We start from the raw sequence: 16,711 nt of genomic DNA, 5'->3' as shown, positions 1-16,711 counted from the left end.
ATCTCACCCATCGGCAGCGTTCGGTCACGATCTGCCAAATCTGGGGCATTGGGTCCTGGGCCGCCAGCCGATAGCCTCAGGGGGTGGAATCAGTGCCGCCCCCCGCCGGTTCCCAGGTCTCCCGCGTACCGGCGCAGAGGACACCGCCGGAGGAACTGGCACCGCCTGCGGTCGCGCCGGCCCCGCGCCAGCCCCGGCGACGCCTGCGTACGGTACTGACCGTGGTCGCTGGGGTGGTCGCGGTGCTCTGCCTGACCGGAGGAGTCGTCGGCTATTTCGTCTACGACCGCGCCACCACCCCCGACCGCAGCGCCCCGGATGTTGTGGTGGACAACTACCTGCGTGCCTTCCTGGTCGACCGCAATGACGTGCGCGCGTCGCTCTTCACCTGCGAGGGCAGCACGGATTTGGATGAACTTCATCGGCTTAGGGACGACCTAGCGGCTCGGGAGGTGCGATTCAGTACGACGATGTCGGTCGTCTGGGGGATGCTCCAAGTCGATCGCAATGGAGATGGCGCCGAGGTGCGTGTCGATCTGACCTTCGCGGCGCAGGTGGACGGTATTCGGCAGAGTGATCGGCAATCCTGGACGTTCACCACCCGGTTCAACGAGGACTGGCGGGTCTGCTCAGCTTCGCTCAGCTAGCCTCACTCCACCCAGAGCAGGTGAACCGGAACCTCCAGTGTGGTGGGAGACTGACCGCGCCAGGCCCAGCGGTACCACTCCACCTCGGGTGTCACCCGTACGCAGATATCGCCCTCGGCACCCGAGTAGGCCTCGGTGACGGCGCGCAGATCACGGTGCTCGACCGAGCCAACCATGTGCACGACCCGTCGCCCGGTGACCGAGTCCGTCTCAAAGACCGGCGTCGGCGCCGGGTGGGCCGGGGCGTCCAGCGAGACGAGCCGCAGGCCGCCGTCCGTCGTCGGCGTGGGCGCTCGGCCGACCGTCTCGACCCAGACCCGTTCGACCGGCACCAGCGGGGCGAACACCTCGACCTGGTCGGACTCGGCGCGATACCACTCGTGCTCAGGGATGACCGGGACGTAGGTGCGGCTGTTCTGCACCACCCGTTCGTCGGCCCGTAGGTCGGCACGCCATCCCAGACCGGGCAGGCCGACCAGCACCCGCCGTCCGCGCAGTTCGACGCTTCCGGCGGCGGGGACGATCTCGATCGGACGGGGCGGCTGAGGGGCCCAGTCGGGCTGGTCGGCGAAGGGGTCCGGAAGCGGTTCGGTCATGACGGCCCGTGGTTCACCCGGCGCCCTTCAACGGCGCGCCCTTCGACCGCATGAACGGGACCGGGTCGATGGCGCCCCGGCTGCTGCGGTCGCCGTCGACGTGCACCTCGAAGTGCAGGTGCGGCCCGGAGGAGTTGCCGCTGCTGCCCACTTCGCCGATCACCTCACCGGCCTGCACCGTGTCGCCGACGGCGACCAGGGGACGATCCACCAGATGACAGTAGCGGGTGATGAAACCCTGGGCGTGCAGCACGTCGACGAACCAACCGCAGCCTCCCTTGCCGGGCCAGCCGTCCGCAGCACAGCTGAGGCGCCCTCTCCGGTCGGGGTCACATCGGGAGACCAGTACCCGACCGGTCGCCGCGACTCTGATATCGGTGCCCTTCGGCGCGGCGATGTCCACACCGTTGTGCCCGGGCCGACTGGCGGTCCGGAATCCGGAGCCGACCCCGCCCGGGATCGGCGCGGTCCAGCCGGAGGCGGCGATCTCGCCGCCCGCGGCGGCGTCACACACCTCCTGTCCCGCGATCAGCGCGGTTCGTGCCGCGCCGCCGGCCAGCGCATCCACAATGCGGGCGGCGAGTTCCTCGTGCTTGGCGTACGCGTCCGGAAAGGCGCTGATCTGGACCCGCTGCGCGGCCACGGTCAGCGGCAGTTGCTCCCAGTCGGCGACGTCGACCAGCTTCTCGTAGAACTTGCGGGACGCGTACGCGGGGTTCATCCGCTGGGCGACCGTGCCCCACGAGGCCCGTTGCTGGAAAAGGCCGACGGAATCGTGGTCGGCCCCGATCCCCTCGTTCGGGATGTCCTGTGACTCGCCGACCGTGCTGTTCGCCAGGTTCAGCAGCCGCGACTCCTGCATGGCGGTTGCCACGGCGATCACCCAGCCCCGCGGCGGCACCTTCATCTCCTGGCCGACCTTGATGATCACTGCGGCGTTCCGCAGCTGGCGTTCCCCGTACTCGGCGAAGCGCGGCATCTTGCCGGTGACGTCGACCTCGAAATCGCCGGTGCACTCCATGCTGGCCGGGGCCAACTGCTCGGCGGCGTCGCCACCCAACTCGGTGAGGAAGAACGCACCCGCGCCGCCGGTGCAGCAGAGCAGCACCAGCGTCGCGGTGAGCGCGGCGGCGAGGGCACCGGCCCGGACCGGTCGACGGGGACGGCTCTGTTCACTCATCCCTGCTCCAGTCCACCGCGTCCACCAACCATCGCCCGTCGGGTGCCAGCAGTTCGAGCCGGAGTTGCCCACCGTCGAGCGGGACCGTCGCCTCCACGAAGGTCTCACCGCGTGGGCGGAGGGTCACCTCGCCGGTGACCGCGCTGGCGGGAACGTCGGTCGGGTCGGCGCCGGAGAGCTTCTCGGTGAGGCCGGTGGTCGAGAGCGGACGTAGCGCGTCGTGCCAGTCCTCGGCGGTCTGGCCCGGGCGGCCGAGCCAGGCGGCGGCGAATCGTTCGGCGACCAGATCCGGTGTCGGCTGGCCGGGCCGGGTGATCGGGGACGGTGTGGTGGTCGTGGAGATCGCACCGTCGTCCCCGGTGGTCGGATGCACCGTGGTGATCGGGTCGATCGGGCGACTACTAAGCCCGCTCGCCGGGCCGCTCGGGCCAGCCACCAACCTGGCTGCCCCGACCACCCCGAGCACCAGCACGGCGATCCCGAGCGCGACCCCCAGCCGAGACCGCAGCAGCCGCAGGAACAGGAACTCGATCGCCCGGCGCACGACCGTCACCGCGCCTCGGAGCGGACCCGCGGTGCCGGCTTCTCGGGAACCCGTTCGGCTGAACCGGGACGGTAGATGGCGTAGGAGGGGTTCTCGTCCGGCACGTCCGGCTCGGTCCAGGAGGCCGGCTGTCGGCGCCGGGGCCTGGGCGCGACGGCCCCCTTGGCGGGCCGCTCCCGGGTCTGGTCGGCGCCGGCTTCGCGGCCGTCCGGCCGCTTCGCGGTCGCGGGTGCGCCGCTGGGGACCGGGTCCGGACGAGCCTCCGGACGCACCTTCGGCTGCTCGGGTGCGATCGCCCGGCGTCGTCCGACGGTCGGCTCGGCGGTACCACCGGGCTCGGCGATGTCGAGCCGGGCGGCGGTGCGCATGTCCCGGAAGAACCGGCGGTGCCAGGAGCCTGCCGAGCTGACCGCCTCGCTGTTGTCCTTGCCGCCGAGCTGGGTGATCCGGCGATAGGGGCGCAGCAGCAGCCAGCCGACCACCCCGCAGAGCCAGACCAGCACCACCTGAAGCCAGCCGGGGAGGGTCGTCGTGCTCATGATGAGGTCGACCGCGAAGAGGTAGATCGCGGCACCGGTGCCGAAGATCGCGATGTTGAACAGCGCCGCGACCACCGCGTTGCCCAGCCGCCGCAGGCCGGCGCTGGCCGGACGGAGCAGGCCGATGGTGCCCAGGATGGGTGCCGCGATCACCGCCCACCGGAAGATCAGGAAGCCCAGCAGCACCAGCAGCGACGCGGTCAGGTCGAACATGGCGAAGAGCAGGGCGGCGAGCACCGCGATGAACCCGGCACCCACCCGGTCCATGTCCCGGACGCCTTGCAGGTACTCGTAGGCCTCCGGATCCTCCCGCTCGATCTGCGCGGCGACAGTCATCCACTGTTGCTTCTTTGCGTTGATGGTGGCTTCGCGCGTCTGTGGATTGGCCCGGATCTTCTCCGCTTCCTCCCAGGACAACGACTTGGCGTCGTAGAGCGCCGCGCCGTACTTCTTGGCGGTATCGCTGTCGGCCGAGCCGAGCGCGCCGCGCAGCCAGTTCCGGTAGAGCATCGCCTCGGCGGCCGTGTCGCTGGCCCGGACCGCCGGTGGACGCTTGTCCGTGCAGGCGTCCGGGTTTGGCATCGCACACCGGTCCGGCGGCACGTCCTTGGCGGCCGGGCCCACCGCGTCGTGCACGACGCCGAGGGTGGAGACGAGGGCGCCGTCGGCGAGGTTCGCGGACTTGACCGGCCAGGCGGCCAGCGCGGTGACCGCCACCATCACCACCAACGCCCAGCCCGCCGTGGTCATCGCGCTGCTCATGTCGGACTGGCGCGAGCGCCAGAGCAGGTAGAGCCCGACCACGCAGAGGGTGACGATGCCGAAGACGCTGAACACCTTCTGGTAGATCGCCTTGGTGGCCTGGTCCACCAGCGGGTCGGCCCAGCCCCACATGGTGCCCGGCTCCCAGGCGCGTTCGCGCAGGGCGTTCGAGGCACCGATGATCGCCGTCGCCATCATGAACTCGCCGTTGGCGATGGTGTTTGTGAACTTGTAGTCCGGGTGCAGCAGGGTGGTCGCGCAGCCAGATTCGATCTTGTAGGTGCTGTAGCTGTAGCCGGCATAGCCGTAGTCGCTGTAGTAACCCTTCGGGCCGGGGAGCTTGGAGGCCTCCGGACGGGAGGCGAACCAGCCGGCGATGCCGGAGTCGGGGGCAGTTGGTGTCGGAGGGTTGAGGCAGGTCGCCTCCGACTCCGCCACCTGCTGAAGCTTGGCGACGCAGGCGCGGAAATCGACCTGCCACTCCTCGGTCGAACAGAGTTCGGCCGCCGCGGCCTGGTACGTCACCGGAGCTGCGTACGCCGGTGTGGTGGTGAGCCCGGGCCAGCCGATCGTGGCTGCGGCGAGGACGCCGAGTGCCAGGAGGAGCGCCGTGATCCGTGCCCGGGCCCTCGCCATGTCACGCCTCCAGGTCAGGCAGCACGGTCGGCAGCACCCCTGCGGCGGCGGCGATGGCGGCGGGGGTGGTGTCGAGGTGGTCCAGTAGGCCGTCCACGTAGGAGACGTCGACCCGGACCTTCTGGACCCGGCCGTCGACGTCGCGCATCACGAACTCCCGGAAGCCGAGCCGGCTGGCGGAGGTCGCGTCGGCGGTGGAGAGAGAGGCGAGGGTGGCCTCGTAGCCGTCGTCGACCGGTACGCGCAGCAGCCGCAGCGCCTCGGAGGCGATCTCGGCGTCCTCGGCGATCCGACCGACGAAAACGGTGGAGACGAGGTTCTGTACGTCGAGACCGAGGATGTCACGGGGGTTCTGCGAGGCGACCAGTGCGGCGAGATTCCACTTGCGAGAGTCACGGGCGAGCCGGACGAGGAAGGACCGGCCGGAACGCCATCCCTCCATGAAGTGCGCCTCGTCCAGACCGACCAGCTTCCGCGAGGCCATCGAGCCGCCGTAGCACCGGCGGACCGCCAGCCGATGCGCGGTGTGCAGCATCGGCAGGGCGAGCGCCTCCTCGGCTGACCAGTACTCGCGTTCGATCTTGAGGTCGGGGAGTCGCAGGCCAGCCATGGTGATCACGGTGAGTGCGGCGTCCGGCCCGAGCAGACCCTCCGGCGGGCGGCCGAAGAAGAGCATCGCCAGCGGCATCTCGGCGGTGTCCAGCAGCAGGTTGGCCAGCTCCCGGCCGGCGTCGTCATCGAGCTGGCCGAGACAGGTGACCACATCGTCCAGCGTGGAGGTTTCCTCGGCCGGGACCTGGCGTACGGCGTGCCGGAACAGGGTGGCGGTGGAGGCCTCCCGGGCCACCTGCGGTGGCACCAGCATCATGCAGATGTCCTGCACCAGCATCCGGCGTTCGGCCCGCGCGTTGGAAACCGCGATCTCGAACTCCCGGTCGCCGGCGGCGCCGGTGGCGAACTCGCTGCGCAGGGGTGTCGGGATCAGCGCGTACGGCGCCAGCGTGCCGTGTTCGGAGCCGGTCAGGTTGAGCACCCGCGAGTACGGCCGAAGCTCCGGCATCGCACAGAGCCGGGCCAGCGGGCCGGAGGGGTCGAGCAGGGTCACCTGAACGCCGCGGCGAGCGGCGAGATAGCCCAACGCGCCGAGCAGCGTGGACTTGCCACCGCCCGGTTCGGCGACGAAGACCGCCAGACCGGATCGCTCCCGCACCTCCATGGGAAAGTGCAGGTCGAGGAAGACCGGCCGACGGCAGGTGCCGGCGGTACGCCCGATCAGGTCGCCACGTCGGTCACCCACCGTGGAGGCGGCCTGCGGCAGCGCCGCCGCGAGCAGGTTGACGGGCATCCTGCGTACGTAGCCGGTGTTGGCGATCGGCTCACCGGGAATGAACTCGCGGGCCAGCCAGTCCTGGTTCTTCGGGTGTTGCAGGGAGATGCGCAGCTCGCGGGAGTAGAGCTGGATGAGCCGGCGGGCCCGTTCCAGGCACTCCTCCCGGGTACGGCCGCCGACCGCGATCCGGTGCCAGCCGTGGGCGCGGGCGGAGTCGACCGGCAGCCCGGTGGTCATCTCGTCGCCGATGACCAGGGCCCGCTTGGCGAGTCGCTCCAGCTCGGGCGGGGCGTCGATGCCGTGTTCGGCGTAGTCCAACTGCTGTGACCGGATCATCCGGAGCCGGTGTTCCAGGTTGCGGAAGGAGTCGCCGGAACCGAGGATGTCGATCCGGGTGGAGAGCTCCATCGGCCAGGGCAGTCGCTCATGGAAGTGCAGCCAGGGCTCGTGTCGCTCGGGGATCTCGAGCGGCTCCATCCGACCCACGGCGAGCACCGCCACGTGCCGTTCCTCGCCGGTCATCCGGTGGACCAGCTTGACCGTGGAGCCGTAGGGCGTGCGGTAGCGCTCGACCTGCTCGGTGAGGGCGAGCAGGTCGCCGCGTTCCCAACGTCCGTCGGTGATGGGCGAGAGCGTGCCGGGGGGCGCCATGCAGAGCGCCACCGACCGGTAGAGCAGCCATTCCAGTTCGTGCGCGGTGACCCGCCGTCCGCGCATGCCGAAGGCGCCGAGCACCTCGTCGAACTGTTCGACGGTGCGGCCGAGCTTGCGTCGCTCGCCATCGGCGACGCCGCGACCGAAGGTGCGCAGCAGTCGCTCGGTGAGCGAGTCACCGAGGGAACGGCGGGCGAAGGTGACGCCGAGGTAGGTCTGGCCCTCGGCGTGATTGACCGAGAGCAGGTGCCGTTGCGCGGCGACCAGGTGCTCGGCCCACCCGGGCGTGCCGGGAACGTCGGGCAGCGGTGCGGCGGTGTTGGCGTCGATGGTGCGGGCCCACTCGTCGGCCGGGAAGGGTCGGGTGGTCCGGCGCAGGTGCAGCCGGAAGCCGGCCAGGCCCGCGTACTGCTCGGAGATGGCCGCGAGCAAAGCCTCGCGTTCGGCGTCGGGGCGGAAGGCCCAGCGCACCTCGGGCAGCCAGTACCAGGCGGTGACCGTGTTGGGGGTGAAGGTCAGGTGACCGGCGATCTCGGTGATGGCCAGCTCGACCGCCGGATCCCGATCGCCGAACTTGATCTTCGGTGGCCGAACGCGGACCGGCTTGACCGGCCGGTCCCGGTGGTCGACGGACCGCTGCCGGGGAGCCGGGCGGTTGGCCGGCGGCGCCATCCGGCGAGGCGTCCGGGTCTCGGCATCGGCGGATGCCGGGTCGTTGTCGTTGTTGTCGCGGGCGCGGCGGTCCTCCCGGACCGGACGGTCGTCTCCGGCGGGACGATCGTCGGCGGGTGGCCGGGCGCTCGGTAGTCGGTCTCCGGGGGTTGGCACCACCCGGGAGGGGGTCGGTGCCACCCGGGAGGGGGCCGGCGGAAGGCTCGGGGCTGCCACCGCGTCGTCGACCAGGTGGACGGGCGGCGTGGCCGGCGTGGGGCCGGGCGGTCGCGGGTGCGCCGGTGGCGTAGCCGCCCGATGAGCGGCCGGTGCGGGCCCGACGGCGGGTGGTGGCGTGGGGTGCGGCTGCTGCGGCAGGGCCCGCGCGGGGAGCCCGTTGCCCCGCTGGGCGGAACCGCCGCGAGGGTATGCGCCACCGAAGAGATCGAGGAACGGAGAGTCGATGTCTGCGCCGTCCCGGGTGGCCGGGGTCGGGTCGGCCGGAACCGCCCGGCGCTGCGGCGGGCGAGGTGCCTGGAACACACCGACGCTGCCGTGACCCGGGGTGGTGGCGAGCGCCGGATCCAGCGTGGCTTCGTCCCGCTCGTCGGATTCAGGGTAGTCGAACGAACGCGCACGGTTACCGTGTGGTGCGGCCGGACGTCCGGCCGGGGATCCCGGCGTGGCGGAGCGGCTCATGCGATCGCCCTGCCCGTGTCCTCGTTCGGCCCGTACGGCGTGCAGCCGGTCATGCCAGTTCCTCCCGGATCCTGATCCTGCTGCCGACCAGGCGCGGATCGCGCTGCTCGGCGGCCGGCTCCCGGGTGCGTCGCCAGTCGGTCAGCGCGGTACGGATCACCATGCGCGCCGGACGGTCCGGGTCGACGTACCGGAAGACGAACGAGGTGGTCACGATGGCGAGGGCGATCTCCCAGGCGGGAAAGAGCTCGACCTGCAGCGTGAACAGCCAGTGGATGAACATGTAGAGGGGAACGAGCAGCATGAAGAGCCCGTACTGGGCGTACGGCAGGTGGACCGGAAGGGTGTAGCCGGGCGGGCCGAGATAGACCAGGCGGGCCCGGTAGATGTCGTCGTCGGTGCGCAGCCGCATCTCGTGCCCGCGCCTATTCGAAGATCAGGTTGATCAGGAAGTCGCCGATGAAGAAGAGGGTGGCGGCTCCGGCGATGAAGGCCAACCCGACGATCGCGATGGCCGAACTGGTCAGCACCTTGGAGATCTCGCCTCGGCTGGCGCGGCCGATGAAGATGACGCCCAGCACGGCCAGCAGGATCGGAGCGATCTTGCTGGCGAAGAAGGTGACGACGCCTTCGGTGTCGATCCCCTTCGGCTCCTCGGCGGCGAACGGAATCGACGATGCCAGGGTGGAGAGCAGGTGGACGGCGCTGGTGGACGCCGTTTCCATCAGCTCGATGGCGATCACTGAAACCTCCCCAAGTCGCGGCCGGCGGCGCCGCGGTGGTGCAGTAGGCAAGCCTGGCGGGATCGGTGCTCAATGTGCGCAGCGCTCAAGACCCTGCGTACGACAACCGCCACGTAGGGTGGCGATTTTTGGGCGGGTTGTCCCGTTTCGGCCCTCCCTTCTGCCGTCGCCATCTCGATGCTGGGCAATTCCACAGCGTACGGGCCGCCCCCCTTTGCGACAAGCCGCGAAGATGCTGCCCGAAGCGGCCCGGACGACCGATCGTACACCTGTTCCAATTGCCATGTCAGGGGTGCCGACGGGGCGGTCTGCGACGTGCCACCGGACCGGTACCGTCCTACTCGTGACCGATCTGGTGGGGGCTCCGGCCCCGGTGGTGATGGGCGTCCTGAACGTCACGCCCGACTCCTTCTCCGACGGCGGACGCTACGCCGACGTCGAGGCCGCTGTCGCACACGGCGTCCGGCTACAAGCCGAAGGAGCGGGGTTGGTGGATGTCGGTGGTGAGTCGACCCGCCCCGGTGCCGACCGGGTCGACGCGGAGACCGAGACCGCCCGCGTGGTGCCGGTGATCCGGGAACTCGCCTCGGCCGGTGTCCCGGTCAGCATCGACACCACCCGAGCCCGGGTGGCCGTGGCGGCGCTGCACGCCGGCGCGGTCTTGGTCAACGACGTCTCGGGAGGGCTCGCCGACACCGACATGGCCCGGGTGGTAAGTGACGCCGGCTGCCCCTGGGTGCTGATGCACTGGCGTGGCCACTCCCGCCGGATGAGCGAGCTGGCCAGCTACGGCGACGTGGTCGCCGACGTCCGTGCCGAACTCGCTCAGCGGGTGGACGCGGCGCTCGCCGCCGGAGTCGACCCGGGTCGCATCATCATCGATCCGGGCCTCGGCTTCGCCAAGAACGCCGCCCACAACTGGCAACTCAGCGCCCGGCTGCCCGAACTGATCGAACTCGGCTACCCGCTGCTGTTCGGCGCCAGCCGCAAGTCGTACCTGGGACAACTGCTGGCCGACGCCGACGGCGTGCCCCGACCCACCGACGGGCGGACGACGGCCACCGTCGCCACCAGCCTGCTCGCGGTCGCGGCCGGCGCCTGGGGGGTACGCGTGCACGACGTGCGCGCCACCGTCGACGCCCTCGCCGTCTGGCAGGCCACCGGCCGTCCCCGGCTGGCCGCCGATATCATCCCCGGTGGCGGGCCGACCGCTGGTGAGGTCGTCTGGTCGGCTGCCGCCGACGGGAGCGCGATCGACGGGCGGGGGCGACGATGACCGGTCGGATCGAGCTGACCGGCCTGCGGGCGCACGGCCGGCACGGGGTGTACGACTTCGAGCGCGCCAACGGCCAGGAGTTCGTCGTCGACGCGGTGCTCGAACTCGATCTGGGGCCGGCCGCCCGGTCCGACGACGTGCGGGACACCGTGCACTATGGCGAACTGGCCGAGCGGCTGGTCGAGGTGATCACCGGCGAGCCGGTCAATCTGATCGAGACGCTCGCCGACCGGCTGATCGAGGTCTGCCTGGCGGATCCGCGGGTGTCCGGCGTGACGGTCACGGTGCACAAGCCCGAGGCGCCGGTCCCGCACGCCTTCACCGACGTGGCCGTGACGATGCGTCGGACGCGTACCCGATGACCCGAGCCGTGCTCTCCCTCGGCAGCAACCTCGGTGACCGGCTCGGTCACCTGCGCACCGCCCTGACCGTCCTCGGTGACAGTGTGCTGGTGGTCTCCGGCGTCTACGAGACCCCACCCTGGGGTGACACCGCACAACCGGCGTACCTGAATGCCGTGCTGCTGGCCGCAGACCCGAACGCGGGCCCCTACGACTGGTTGGCGCGGGCGCGGGCGGCGGAGGCCGCCGCCGGCCGGGTCAGGGACTCGGGGCGGCGCTTCGGTCCCCGCACGCTGGACGTCGACGTCGTCGCGGTGTGGACCGACGACGACCGCCCGGTGTTCAACGACGACCCCGAGCTGACCCTGCCGCATCCCCGGGCCCATCTGCGGGCATTCGTGCTGCGACCGTGGATCGACATCCAGCCCTACGGCCGACTGCCCGGGCATGGTTCGTTGACCGACCTGCTCACCACCGGTCCGCTCGCCGCCGAGGTGCCGGAACTGAGCCCCCGACCCGATCTGACGTTAGAGTCGACGGCATGAGCGAGCGCACCGAGCGGACCATCAGGCTCAGCGCGACGGTGTCTCCTGGCGGTGCGACGTGCAGCGGGGCGCCGGCATGAGCGTTTCACCGCCGCCCGACGGGTCGCGGATGGGCCCCACCCGCATCTCGACGCTGGTGGTGGCCGCCCTCGCCGCCGCCGCGGTGGCCTGGCTGTTGATCAGCGGCATCTACTACGAGCGGCTGCCGCCGCTGCCCTGGCTGCCGGTGGTGACGCTGGCCGGGTTGGCTGTGCTGGAGGCGTACGCCGCGATCAACACCCGGGGTCGGATCGACCGCCGACCGGGCCGCGACCCGGTCAATCCGTTGATGGTGGCTCGGTTCGTCGTACTGGCCAAGGCGTCCGCGCTGGTCGGTGCCATCTTCGCCGGAGGGTACGCGGGGCTGACGGGCTGGTTGTTCGTGCAACCGACGCGGGCGGCCGCCGACGACCGCCCGGCTGCCATTGCCGGCCTGCTGGCCTCGACCGCCCTGGTGGCCGCCGCGCTCTGGCTGGAGCGGGCGTGCCGCGTCCCGGAACGGCCCGACGACGAGCACGAGCCGGACGACTGGGAGAACCACCCGGGCCACCGCTAGGTCGCCTGGACACTGCGCTCGACCCGTTGCGTGAGGCTCGCCGGGCCTGCGCAACGTGGTCTGGGCCGTCAGCCACCCGCCCAGGCAGGGGGTTACGTCCGCTCCCGCGCGCGGGTACGGTGCCTGCGACCGAAGGGCAACGCCCCGCCGCTGGTCCGTCCCTGCGTCGGTGGAGTCCGGGCGACCGCTGGGAGGCAGGAATCATGGGGTACGACGAGCCGGGCCGTGACGGACGGCCGGAGCCTACCTCGGCCGGTCCCGCGACCGGGGCGGAGGCCGTGCTCGACGATCCCGACGCCGAGCCGGGCCGGGACCGTTTCGGCGTCTTCATCGTCTGGGAGACGCTCCTGCTGCTCGGCTTCGGCGCACTGGTCTACCTGGTGTGGCGGGAGGATCCGGCCCTGCTGCGCGGCAGCGGACTGCGGGACCTCATCGTCGACGTGGTGGGCCTGGGTCTGCTCGCCCTGGCCGTCGGGCTGACGCTGCGTACCGCCGCGGTCAACCTCGCTGTCGGGCCGGTGGCCGTCGCGGCCGGGCTGCACTTCGCCGAACAGAGTGACCGCGGGTTGCTCGGTACCGTCGGCATGGCCACGGCCGTGGCCGCGATCGGTGGGCTGTTGCTCGGGCTGGTGGTCGCGCTGCTGCACGTGCCCGGTTGGGCGGCGAGCCTCGGTGGCGCGGCCGGCGTCATCGTCTACATCGAGCAGCGCTCCGCGCCCGTACTCGTGCAGGGGGATTACGACCCTCGGGGGTCCGCCGGACAGCTCTTCGTGGGCTTCGCCGCGATCGCGGTGTTCGGTGGCCTCTTCGGAGCGGTGAGCCCGATCCGTCGGCTGGTCGGCCGGTTCCGTCCGGTCGCCGACCCGGCCCGGCGGCGAGGAGCGGCGGCCGCCCTCGTCGCCACCGCTGGATACGTCTGTTCCACCGTACTGGCGGCCCTCGCCGGAGTGCTGATCGCCGCGGCGGACGGGACGGTGACACCGGCGGCGGGGTTGGACTGGACGGTGCTGGCGGTGGGCGCGACGCTGCTCGCCGGTACCAGCGCGTTCGGGCTGCGTGGCGGAGTCTTCGGCACGCTGCTGACGGCCGGCGCGATCGGGCTGTTCCTGGCGTACGCCGGGGCGCGCAGTTGGACGGTCAGCTACTGGGCGGTCGGTGGTGCGGCGCTGGCCGTCGGGCTCATCGTCACGCGCCTGGTCGAGAGGTACGGACGTCCGCTGCCGGTCCTCGGGGCACTGCCCCCGCCGCCCGCCGAACCGAATACCGGGGCAGGATGGAGTGTGACGCAGCCGCAACCGGTCGGTGACTGGCCGCCCGTGCTGCCGGCCCAACCCACCGTCAGCGGTACCGACCCGTGGGGGACCCGGCGTTGGGAGACCGGCCCGCCGGCCTGGGAGGCCGACGACCGATGACGGGTCGGCAGCTTGTCGGCGCGCCGAGCGTGATCTCGACGGTTAGGCTCGGCACATGACCGACACATCATCGATCTCCGGCGGCCGGTCGTTCGAGGAGTTGGACGTCCTCTCCACCGAGGAGTTGCGTGAACGGGCGTTCACCCTCGCTCGGGAGCGCCGCGACGTACGGTTCTTCTGGTCGGTGCTGCGGCACCTGCCGAATGCGGACGAGGCCGCGGCGCTGGACGGCGCGCCCAACTCGGTGGGGCCGACGGTCGATGAGGCGGTGGCCCTCTGGCGCGAGATGACCGGGCACGGTTACGAGGAGTCGGCACCGCTGCTGCGCGCCGCGTTCATCGACTACCTGATGAAGCACTAGGCGTCGACAAACGCGCGTAATACCATAAAAGACGCCTCGCGTTTGCCCGCGTCGATCCGCTGGGAAATAGCGGGGCCATGGCTCTCACCAATCGATACAAGTCCGCACCGGGCGCTGGCACGCTCGCCGCGCTCATCCTGGTCCTGGTCTTCGGTAGTCCCTGGTACGTCGACTGGGCGAGGGACAACACCGATCCGGACAGCGCCGGCGGGTGGTTCCTGAGACTGCTCGCCTGGCCGGCCTGGCGGTTCGACTCCTCCGACTCGATCCAGGAGATCTTCGCCGACGACCTGAGGGCGATCCTCGTGGTCGTCCTCACCTTCCTGTTCCTCTACCTGCTGCCGGGCTCCCAGCTCGCCCGTGCCCGGGGCACCATCAGCCAGTTCTTCGCCGGCTGGGCGGCGTTCGTCTTCGCCGGAGCCTTCGCGGCCCTGTTCACCACGCTGATCCGGACCAACCCGTCGCTGCTGGGCGCCTTCCAGGCTGCGGGGGACGGCGCGGAGTACGGCCTCTTCGTCGGCTGGATCATCGGCATCGCCACCCTGGGCGGCTACCGGGGCCGGCGCTGACCGTACGGCCGGGTCCGTCGGCACGACGGGCCCGGCCGTACCCGGTGCCGGACGACCGGCCACGCCCTGCCCAGCCGTCAGCCGGGCGACGCCCGCGCGGCACTCAGCCGGCCGAATCCGTAAGTGTCAGGATGCGTTCCCGGCTGAGCGTGCCGACCGGGCGGCCGTCCTCGGTGACCACGGCCTGGCCACCGGCGGCGGTGAGCAGCACGGCCAGCGCGTCGTACGCCGACCCGCCCAGCGGCACCGATGGCAGGTCCGCCACGCCGTCGACCGGCAGCGGATCGAGCACGTCCCGGGTCACCGGGGTGACGACCAGCCGGCGGATGCCCCGGTCGGCTCCGACGAACTCGCGGACGAAGCCGGTGGCGGGGGCGCCGAGCAGCGCCGCCGGGGTGTCGTACTGCTCCAACCGGCCGCCCTCGGAGAGCACCGCGATCCGGTCGCCGAGCCGGACGGCCTCGTCCAGGTCATGGGTGACCAGGACGATGGTCTTGCGTACCTCCGCCTGCAACCGCAGAAACTCCTCCTGAAGCCGGGTGCGCACGATCGGGTCGACGGCGGAGAAGGGCTCGTCCATCAGCAGCACCACCGGATCGGCGGCGAGCGCCCGGGCCACCCCGACCCGCTGCCGCTGGCCGCCGGAGAGTTCGTGGGGGTAGCGCCGGCCGAACTGCGCCGGATCGAGACCGACCAGTTCCAGCAGTTCCTCGACCCGGCGCTTGACGGAACCGGCGGCCCAGCCGAGCAGCCGGGGCACGGTGGCGACGTTGGCGGCCACCGTCTGGTGCGGGAAGAGCCCGACGTTCTGGATGACGTAGCCGATCTGGCGGCGTAGTTTCACCGGGTCGACCCGGGTGACGTCGGATTCGCCGAGCAGGATCCGGCCCTCGGTGGGTTCGATCAGCCGGTTGATCATCCGCAGCACGGTCGACTTGCCGCAACCGGAGGGACCGATCAGCACGACCAGTTCGCCCTCATCGACATGCAGGCTGAGCTCGCGGACGGCCTCGGTGCCGTCCGGGTAGCGCTTGCCGATGCCGTCGAGGGTGATCGACGCGGCACGTCGATCGCCGTCGGCACCCGGGGTAACGTCCACGTATGTCCTTCCGCCTGAGCTACCGGGCTGATCCGGGTAACCCGTGGTTCTCCTGGCAGTACCTGCGGGACAACTCGGAAACCGTGCTCAACGCCCTGCGTGAGCACGCCACGCTGACCCTCCGGGCGGTGCTCATCGCCGCGTTGATCGCCGTCCCGCTGGCGGTGGTGGCGTACTGGTTCCGGCCGCTCACCGGGCCGATTCTCGCACTGACCGGGGTGCTCTACACGGTTCCCTCCCTGGCCCTGTTCGCATTCGTCGCACCCTATCTGGGCATCGGTGTCGCGACCGTGCTGAGCGTGGTGGTGCTGTACGCGCTGCTGGTGATCGTCCGAAACACCGTGGCCGGGCTCAACCAGGTGCCGGCGGAGGTCCGCGAGGCGGCCGAGGGCATGGGGTACGGCCGCTGGGGACGACTGTTGCGGATCGAGTTGCCGCTCGCGCTACCCGGCATCCTGACCGGACTGCGATTGGCCACGGTGTCCACGGTCGCCCTGGTCACCGTCGGTGTGGTGATCGGGCGGGGCGGGCTCGGGCAGATCATCTTCGCCGGTTTCCAGAACAACCTCTACAAGGCCCAGATCATGACCGGCACGCTGCTCTGCGTCCTGCTGGCGCTGGTGCTCGACCTGCTCCTGGTGGGGGCCGGCCGGCTGCTCACCCCATGGCTTCGCGGGCGGACCGGATGAGCGCCGCGGCGAATCCGGTGTCCCAGGCGGTGGTCTGGCTCAACGATCCGCTGAACTGGACGAACCCGGGCGGCATCCTGGACCGGCTCGGCGAGCACGTCAGCATGTCGGCCGCCGCGGTGCTGGTCGGCTGCCTGCTGGCCTGGCCGCTGGGTCTGTGGCTGGGACACACCGGCCGAGGCGGCGAACTGGTGGTGCTCGTCTCCAACCTGACCCTGGCGGTGCCCACGCTGGCCCTGCTCACCATTCTTCCGTTGACCTTCCTCGGCTTCGGCCGGCCGGCGGTGGTGGTGGCGCTGGCGGTCTTCGCCGTGCCGCCGCTGCTGGCGAACGCGTACACGGGGGTGCGGCAGGTCGATCCACAGACCCGGGAGGCGGCCCGTGGCATGGGCATGACCGGGGCGCAGGTGTTACGTCGGGTGGAACTGCCGCTCGCGGTGCCCTATCTCGCGGCCGGGTTTCGCACCGCCGCCGTCCAGGTGGTCGCCACCGCGGCGCTGGCGACCTTCGTCAACGGGGGTGGCCTCGGTGAGATCATCCGGTTCGGGTTCGGCCTGAGCATCGCGGTCGGTGGTGGCCAGATCCTGGCCGGCGGGCTACTGGTCGCCGGGCTCGCGGTCAGCGTCGAACTGCTCTTCGCCCTCGTCGAACGGCTGGTCACCCCCGCCCGCTGCGCCGCGCCCGGCGTGGTGCCGGGCGACGTGCGGCGGACGCCGTCGCCGGCTCCTGACCAGGGGACCCCCTCAATCGAAGACCACGGGACCGAACACCCCGGCCCATCGGGCCGGACGCGCGGTCGACGCCACCTGCGGGGGCACCGGCCCGGCCGCGATGACCCCAATG

The 16,711-nt window shown here is 71.2% G+C and carries 17 protein-coding genes and 1 pseudogene; 10 read left to right on the top strand and 8 right to left on the bottom strand.

All coding sequences use genetic code 11. From position 1 onward, the window contains the following. The first annotated feature begins 92 nt into the window (after positions 1 to 92). Positions 93 to 647 carry a hypothetical protein gene (locus KBX50_RS21270; RefSeq protein ID WP_210939235.1) on the top strand — a complete coding sequence of 185 codons (555 nt, stop codon included), beginning with the start codon at positions 93 to 95 and terminating at the stop codon, positions 645 to 647. A gap of 2 nt (positions 648 to 649) precedes the next feature. On the opposite strand, the gene KBX50_RS21265 is transcribed toward KBX50_RS21270, so the two are convergent. The 7 genes from KBX50_RS21265 to KBX50_RS21235 are packed head-to-tail and all read right to left on the bottom strand — an operon-like array spanning position 650 to position 8,981. Beyond that, positions 650 to 1,243: a hypothetical protein gene (locus KBX50_RS21265; protein ID WP_210939152.1), complete on the bottom strand. Its 594-nt coding sequence runs from the start codon at positions 1,241 to 1,243 to the stop codon at positions 650 to 652. 13 nt (positions 1,244 to 1,256) lie between these two features. Then, on the bottom strand, positions 1,257 to 2,423 hold the full coding sequence (locus KBX50_RS21260; protein WP_210939150.1) for a M23 family metallopeptidase: 1,167 nt from the start codon (positions 2,421 to 2,423) through the stop codon (positions 1,257 to 1,259). Continuing rightward, positions 2,416 to 2,976 carry a hypothetical protein gene (locus KBX50_RS21255; RefSeq protein ID WP_210939149.1) on the bottom strand — a complete coding sequence of 187 codons (561 nt, stop codon included), beginning with the start codon at positions 2,974 to 2,976 and terminating at the stop codon, positions 2,416 to 2,418. The genes KBX50_RS21260 and KBX50_RS21255 overlap by 8 nt, the downstream gene beginning before the upstream one ends. After that, positions 2,973 to 4,904 (bottom strand): MFS transporter, encoded by a 1,932-nt coding sequence (locus KBX50_RS21250; protein ID WP_210939148.1) that lies wholly within the window; start codon positions 4,902 to 4,904, stop codon positions 2,973 to 2,975. Before KBX50_RS21250 ends, KBX50_RS21255 begins: the two co-directional genes overlap by 4 nt. A 1-nt stretch (position 4,905) precedes the next feature. After that, entirely contained in the window at positions 4,906 to 8,238 is a 3,333-nt protein-coding gene (locus tag KBX50_RS21245) for an ATP-binding protein (protein ID WP_210939147.1), read from the bottom strand. Between the two features lie 49 nt (positions 8,239 to 8,287). Next, positions 8,288 to 8,650, bottom strand: coding sequence for a hypothetical protein (locus KBX50_RS21240; RefSeq protein ID WP_093409867.1), 363 nt, complete (start codon positions 8,648 to 8,650; stop codon positions 8,288 to 8,290). 13 nt (positions 8,651 to 8,663) lie between these two features. After that, positions 8,664 to 8,981 carry a hypothetical protein gene (locus KBX50_RS21235; protein WP_210939146.1) on the bottom strand — a complete coding sequence of 106 codons (318 nt, stop codon included), beginning with the start codon at positions 8,979 to 8,981 and terminating at the stop codon, positions 8,664 to 8,666. A gap of 343 nt (positions 8,982 to 9,324) precedes the next feature. Between KBX50_RS21235 and folP the strand changes: the two genes are divergently transcribed. The 7 genes from folP (at position 9,325) to KBX50_RS21200 (ending at position 14,080) form a co-directional block, all read left to right on the top strand. Continuing rightward, a complete protein-coding gene (gene folP / locus KBX50_RS21230) occupies positions 9,325 to 10,257 on the top strand; it encodes a dihydropteroate synthase (protein ID WP_210939145.1) in 933 nt (310 codons plus the stop codon). Next, positions 10,254 to 10,619 carry a dihydroneopterin aldolase gene (gene folB, locus KBX50_RS21225; RefSeq protein ID WP_093409862.1) on the top strand — a complete coding sequence of 122 codons (366 nt, stop codon included), beginning with the start codon at positions 10,254 to 10,256 and terminating at the stop codon, positions 10,617 to 10,619. The genes folP and folB overlap by 4 nt, the downstream gene beginning before the upstream one ends. Continuing rightward, positions 10,616 to 11,143 carry a 2-amino-4-hydroxy-6-hydroxymethyldihydropteridine diphosphokinase gene (folK, locus tag KBX50_RS21220; protein ID WP_210939144.1) on the top strand — a complete coding sequence of 176 codons (528 nt, stop codon included), beginning with the start codon at positions 10,616 to 10,618 and terminating at the stop codon, positions 11,141 to 11,143. Before folB ends, folK begins: the two co-directional genes overlap by 4 nt. Before the next feature lie 109 nt (positions 11,144 to 11,252). Further along, positions 11,253 to 11,738 (top strand): DUF3180 domain-containing protein, encoded by a 486-nt coding sequence (locus tag KBX50_RS21215; RefSeq protein ID WP_210939234.1) that lies wholly within the window; start codon positions 11,253 to 11,255, stop codon positions 11,736 to 11,738. A 203-nt stretch (positions 11,739 to 11,941) separates the two neighbouring features. Continuing rightward, the gene (locus tag KBX50_RS21210) at positions 11,942 to 13,150 is read left to right on the top strand and encodes an ABC transporter permease (protein ID WP_210939142.1); all 1,209 of its coding nucleotides are present in this window, start codon (positions 11,942 to 11,944) and stop codon (positions 13,148 to 13,150) included. A 55-nt stretch (positions 13,151 to 13,205) separates the two neighbouring features. Beyond that, entirely contained in the window at positions 13,206 to 13,511 is a 306-nt protein-coding gene (locus KBX50_RS21205) for a hypothetical protein (protein WP_093409856.1), read from the top strand. 77 nt (positions 13,512 to 13,588) lie between these two features. Then, the gene (locus tag KBX50_RS21200; RefSeq protein WP_093409853.1) at positions 13,589 to 14,080 is read left to right on the top strand and encodes a hypothetical protein; all 492 of its coding nucleotides are present in this window, start codon (positions 13,589 to 13,591) and stop codon (positions 14,078 to 14,080) included. A 103-nt stretch (positions 14,081 to 14,183) separates the two neighbouring features. Here the strand turns inward: KBX50_RS21200 and KBX50_RS21195 are convergent, their stop codons facing one another. Next, the gene (locus KBX50_RS21195) at positions 14,184 to 15,179 is read right to left on the bottom strand and encodes an ABC transporter ATP-binding protein (protein ID WP_210939140.1); all 996 of its coding nucleotides are present in this window, start codon (positions 15,177 to 15,179) and stop codon (positions 14,184 to 14,186) included. A gap of 2 nt (positions 15,180 to 15,181) precedes the next feature. Here KBX50_RS21195 and KBX50_RS21190 point away from each other — a divergent pair, with 2 nt between their 5' ends. Both KBX50_RS21190 and KBX50_RS21185 read left to right on the top strand, forming a co-directional pair. Further along, positions 15,182 to 15,868, top strand: a complete 687-nt coding sequence (locus tag KBX50_RS21190; RefSeq protein WP_210939138.1) for an ABC transporter permease — start codon at positions 15,182 to 15,184, stop codon at positions 15,866 to 15,868. Continuing rightward, positions 15,865 to 16,598 (top strand): annotated as a pseudogene (locus tag KBX50_RS21185) (ABC transporter permease). The gene KBX50_RS21190 and the pseudogene KBX50_RS21185 overlap by 4 nt, the downstream one beginning before the upstream one ends. Positions 16,599 to 16,711 lie beyond the last annotated feature (113 nt).

This window comes from Micromonospora sp. C51, assembly GCF_018070435.1.
Classification (GTDB): domain Bacteria; phylum Actinomycetota; class Actinomycetes; order Mycobacteriales; family Micromonosporaceae; genus Micromonospora; species Micromonospora sediminimaris.
This window is presented reverse-complemented; position numbering and strand designations above follow the sequence as displayed.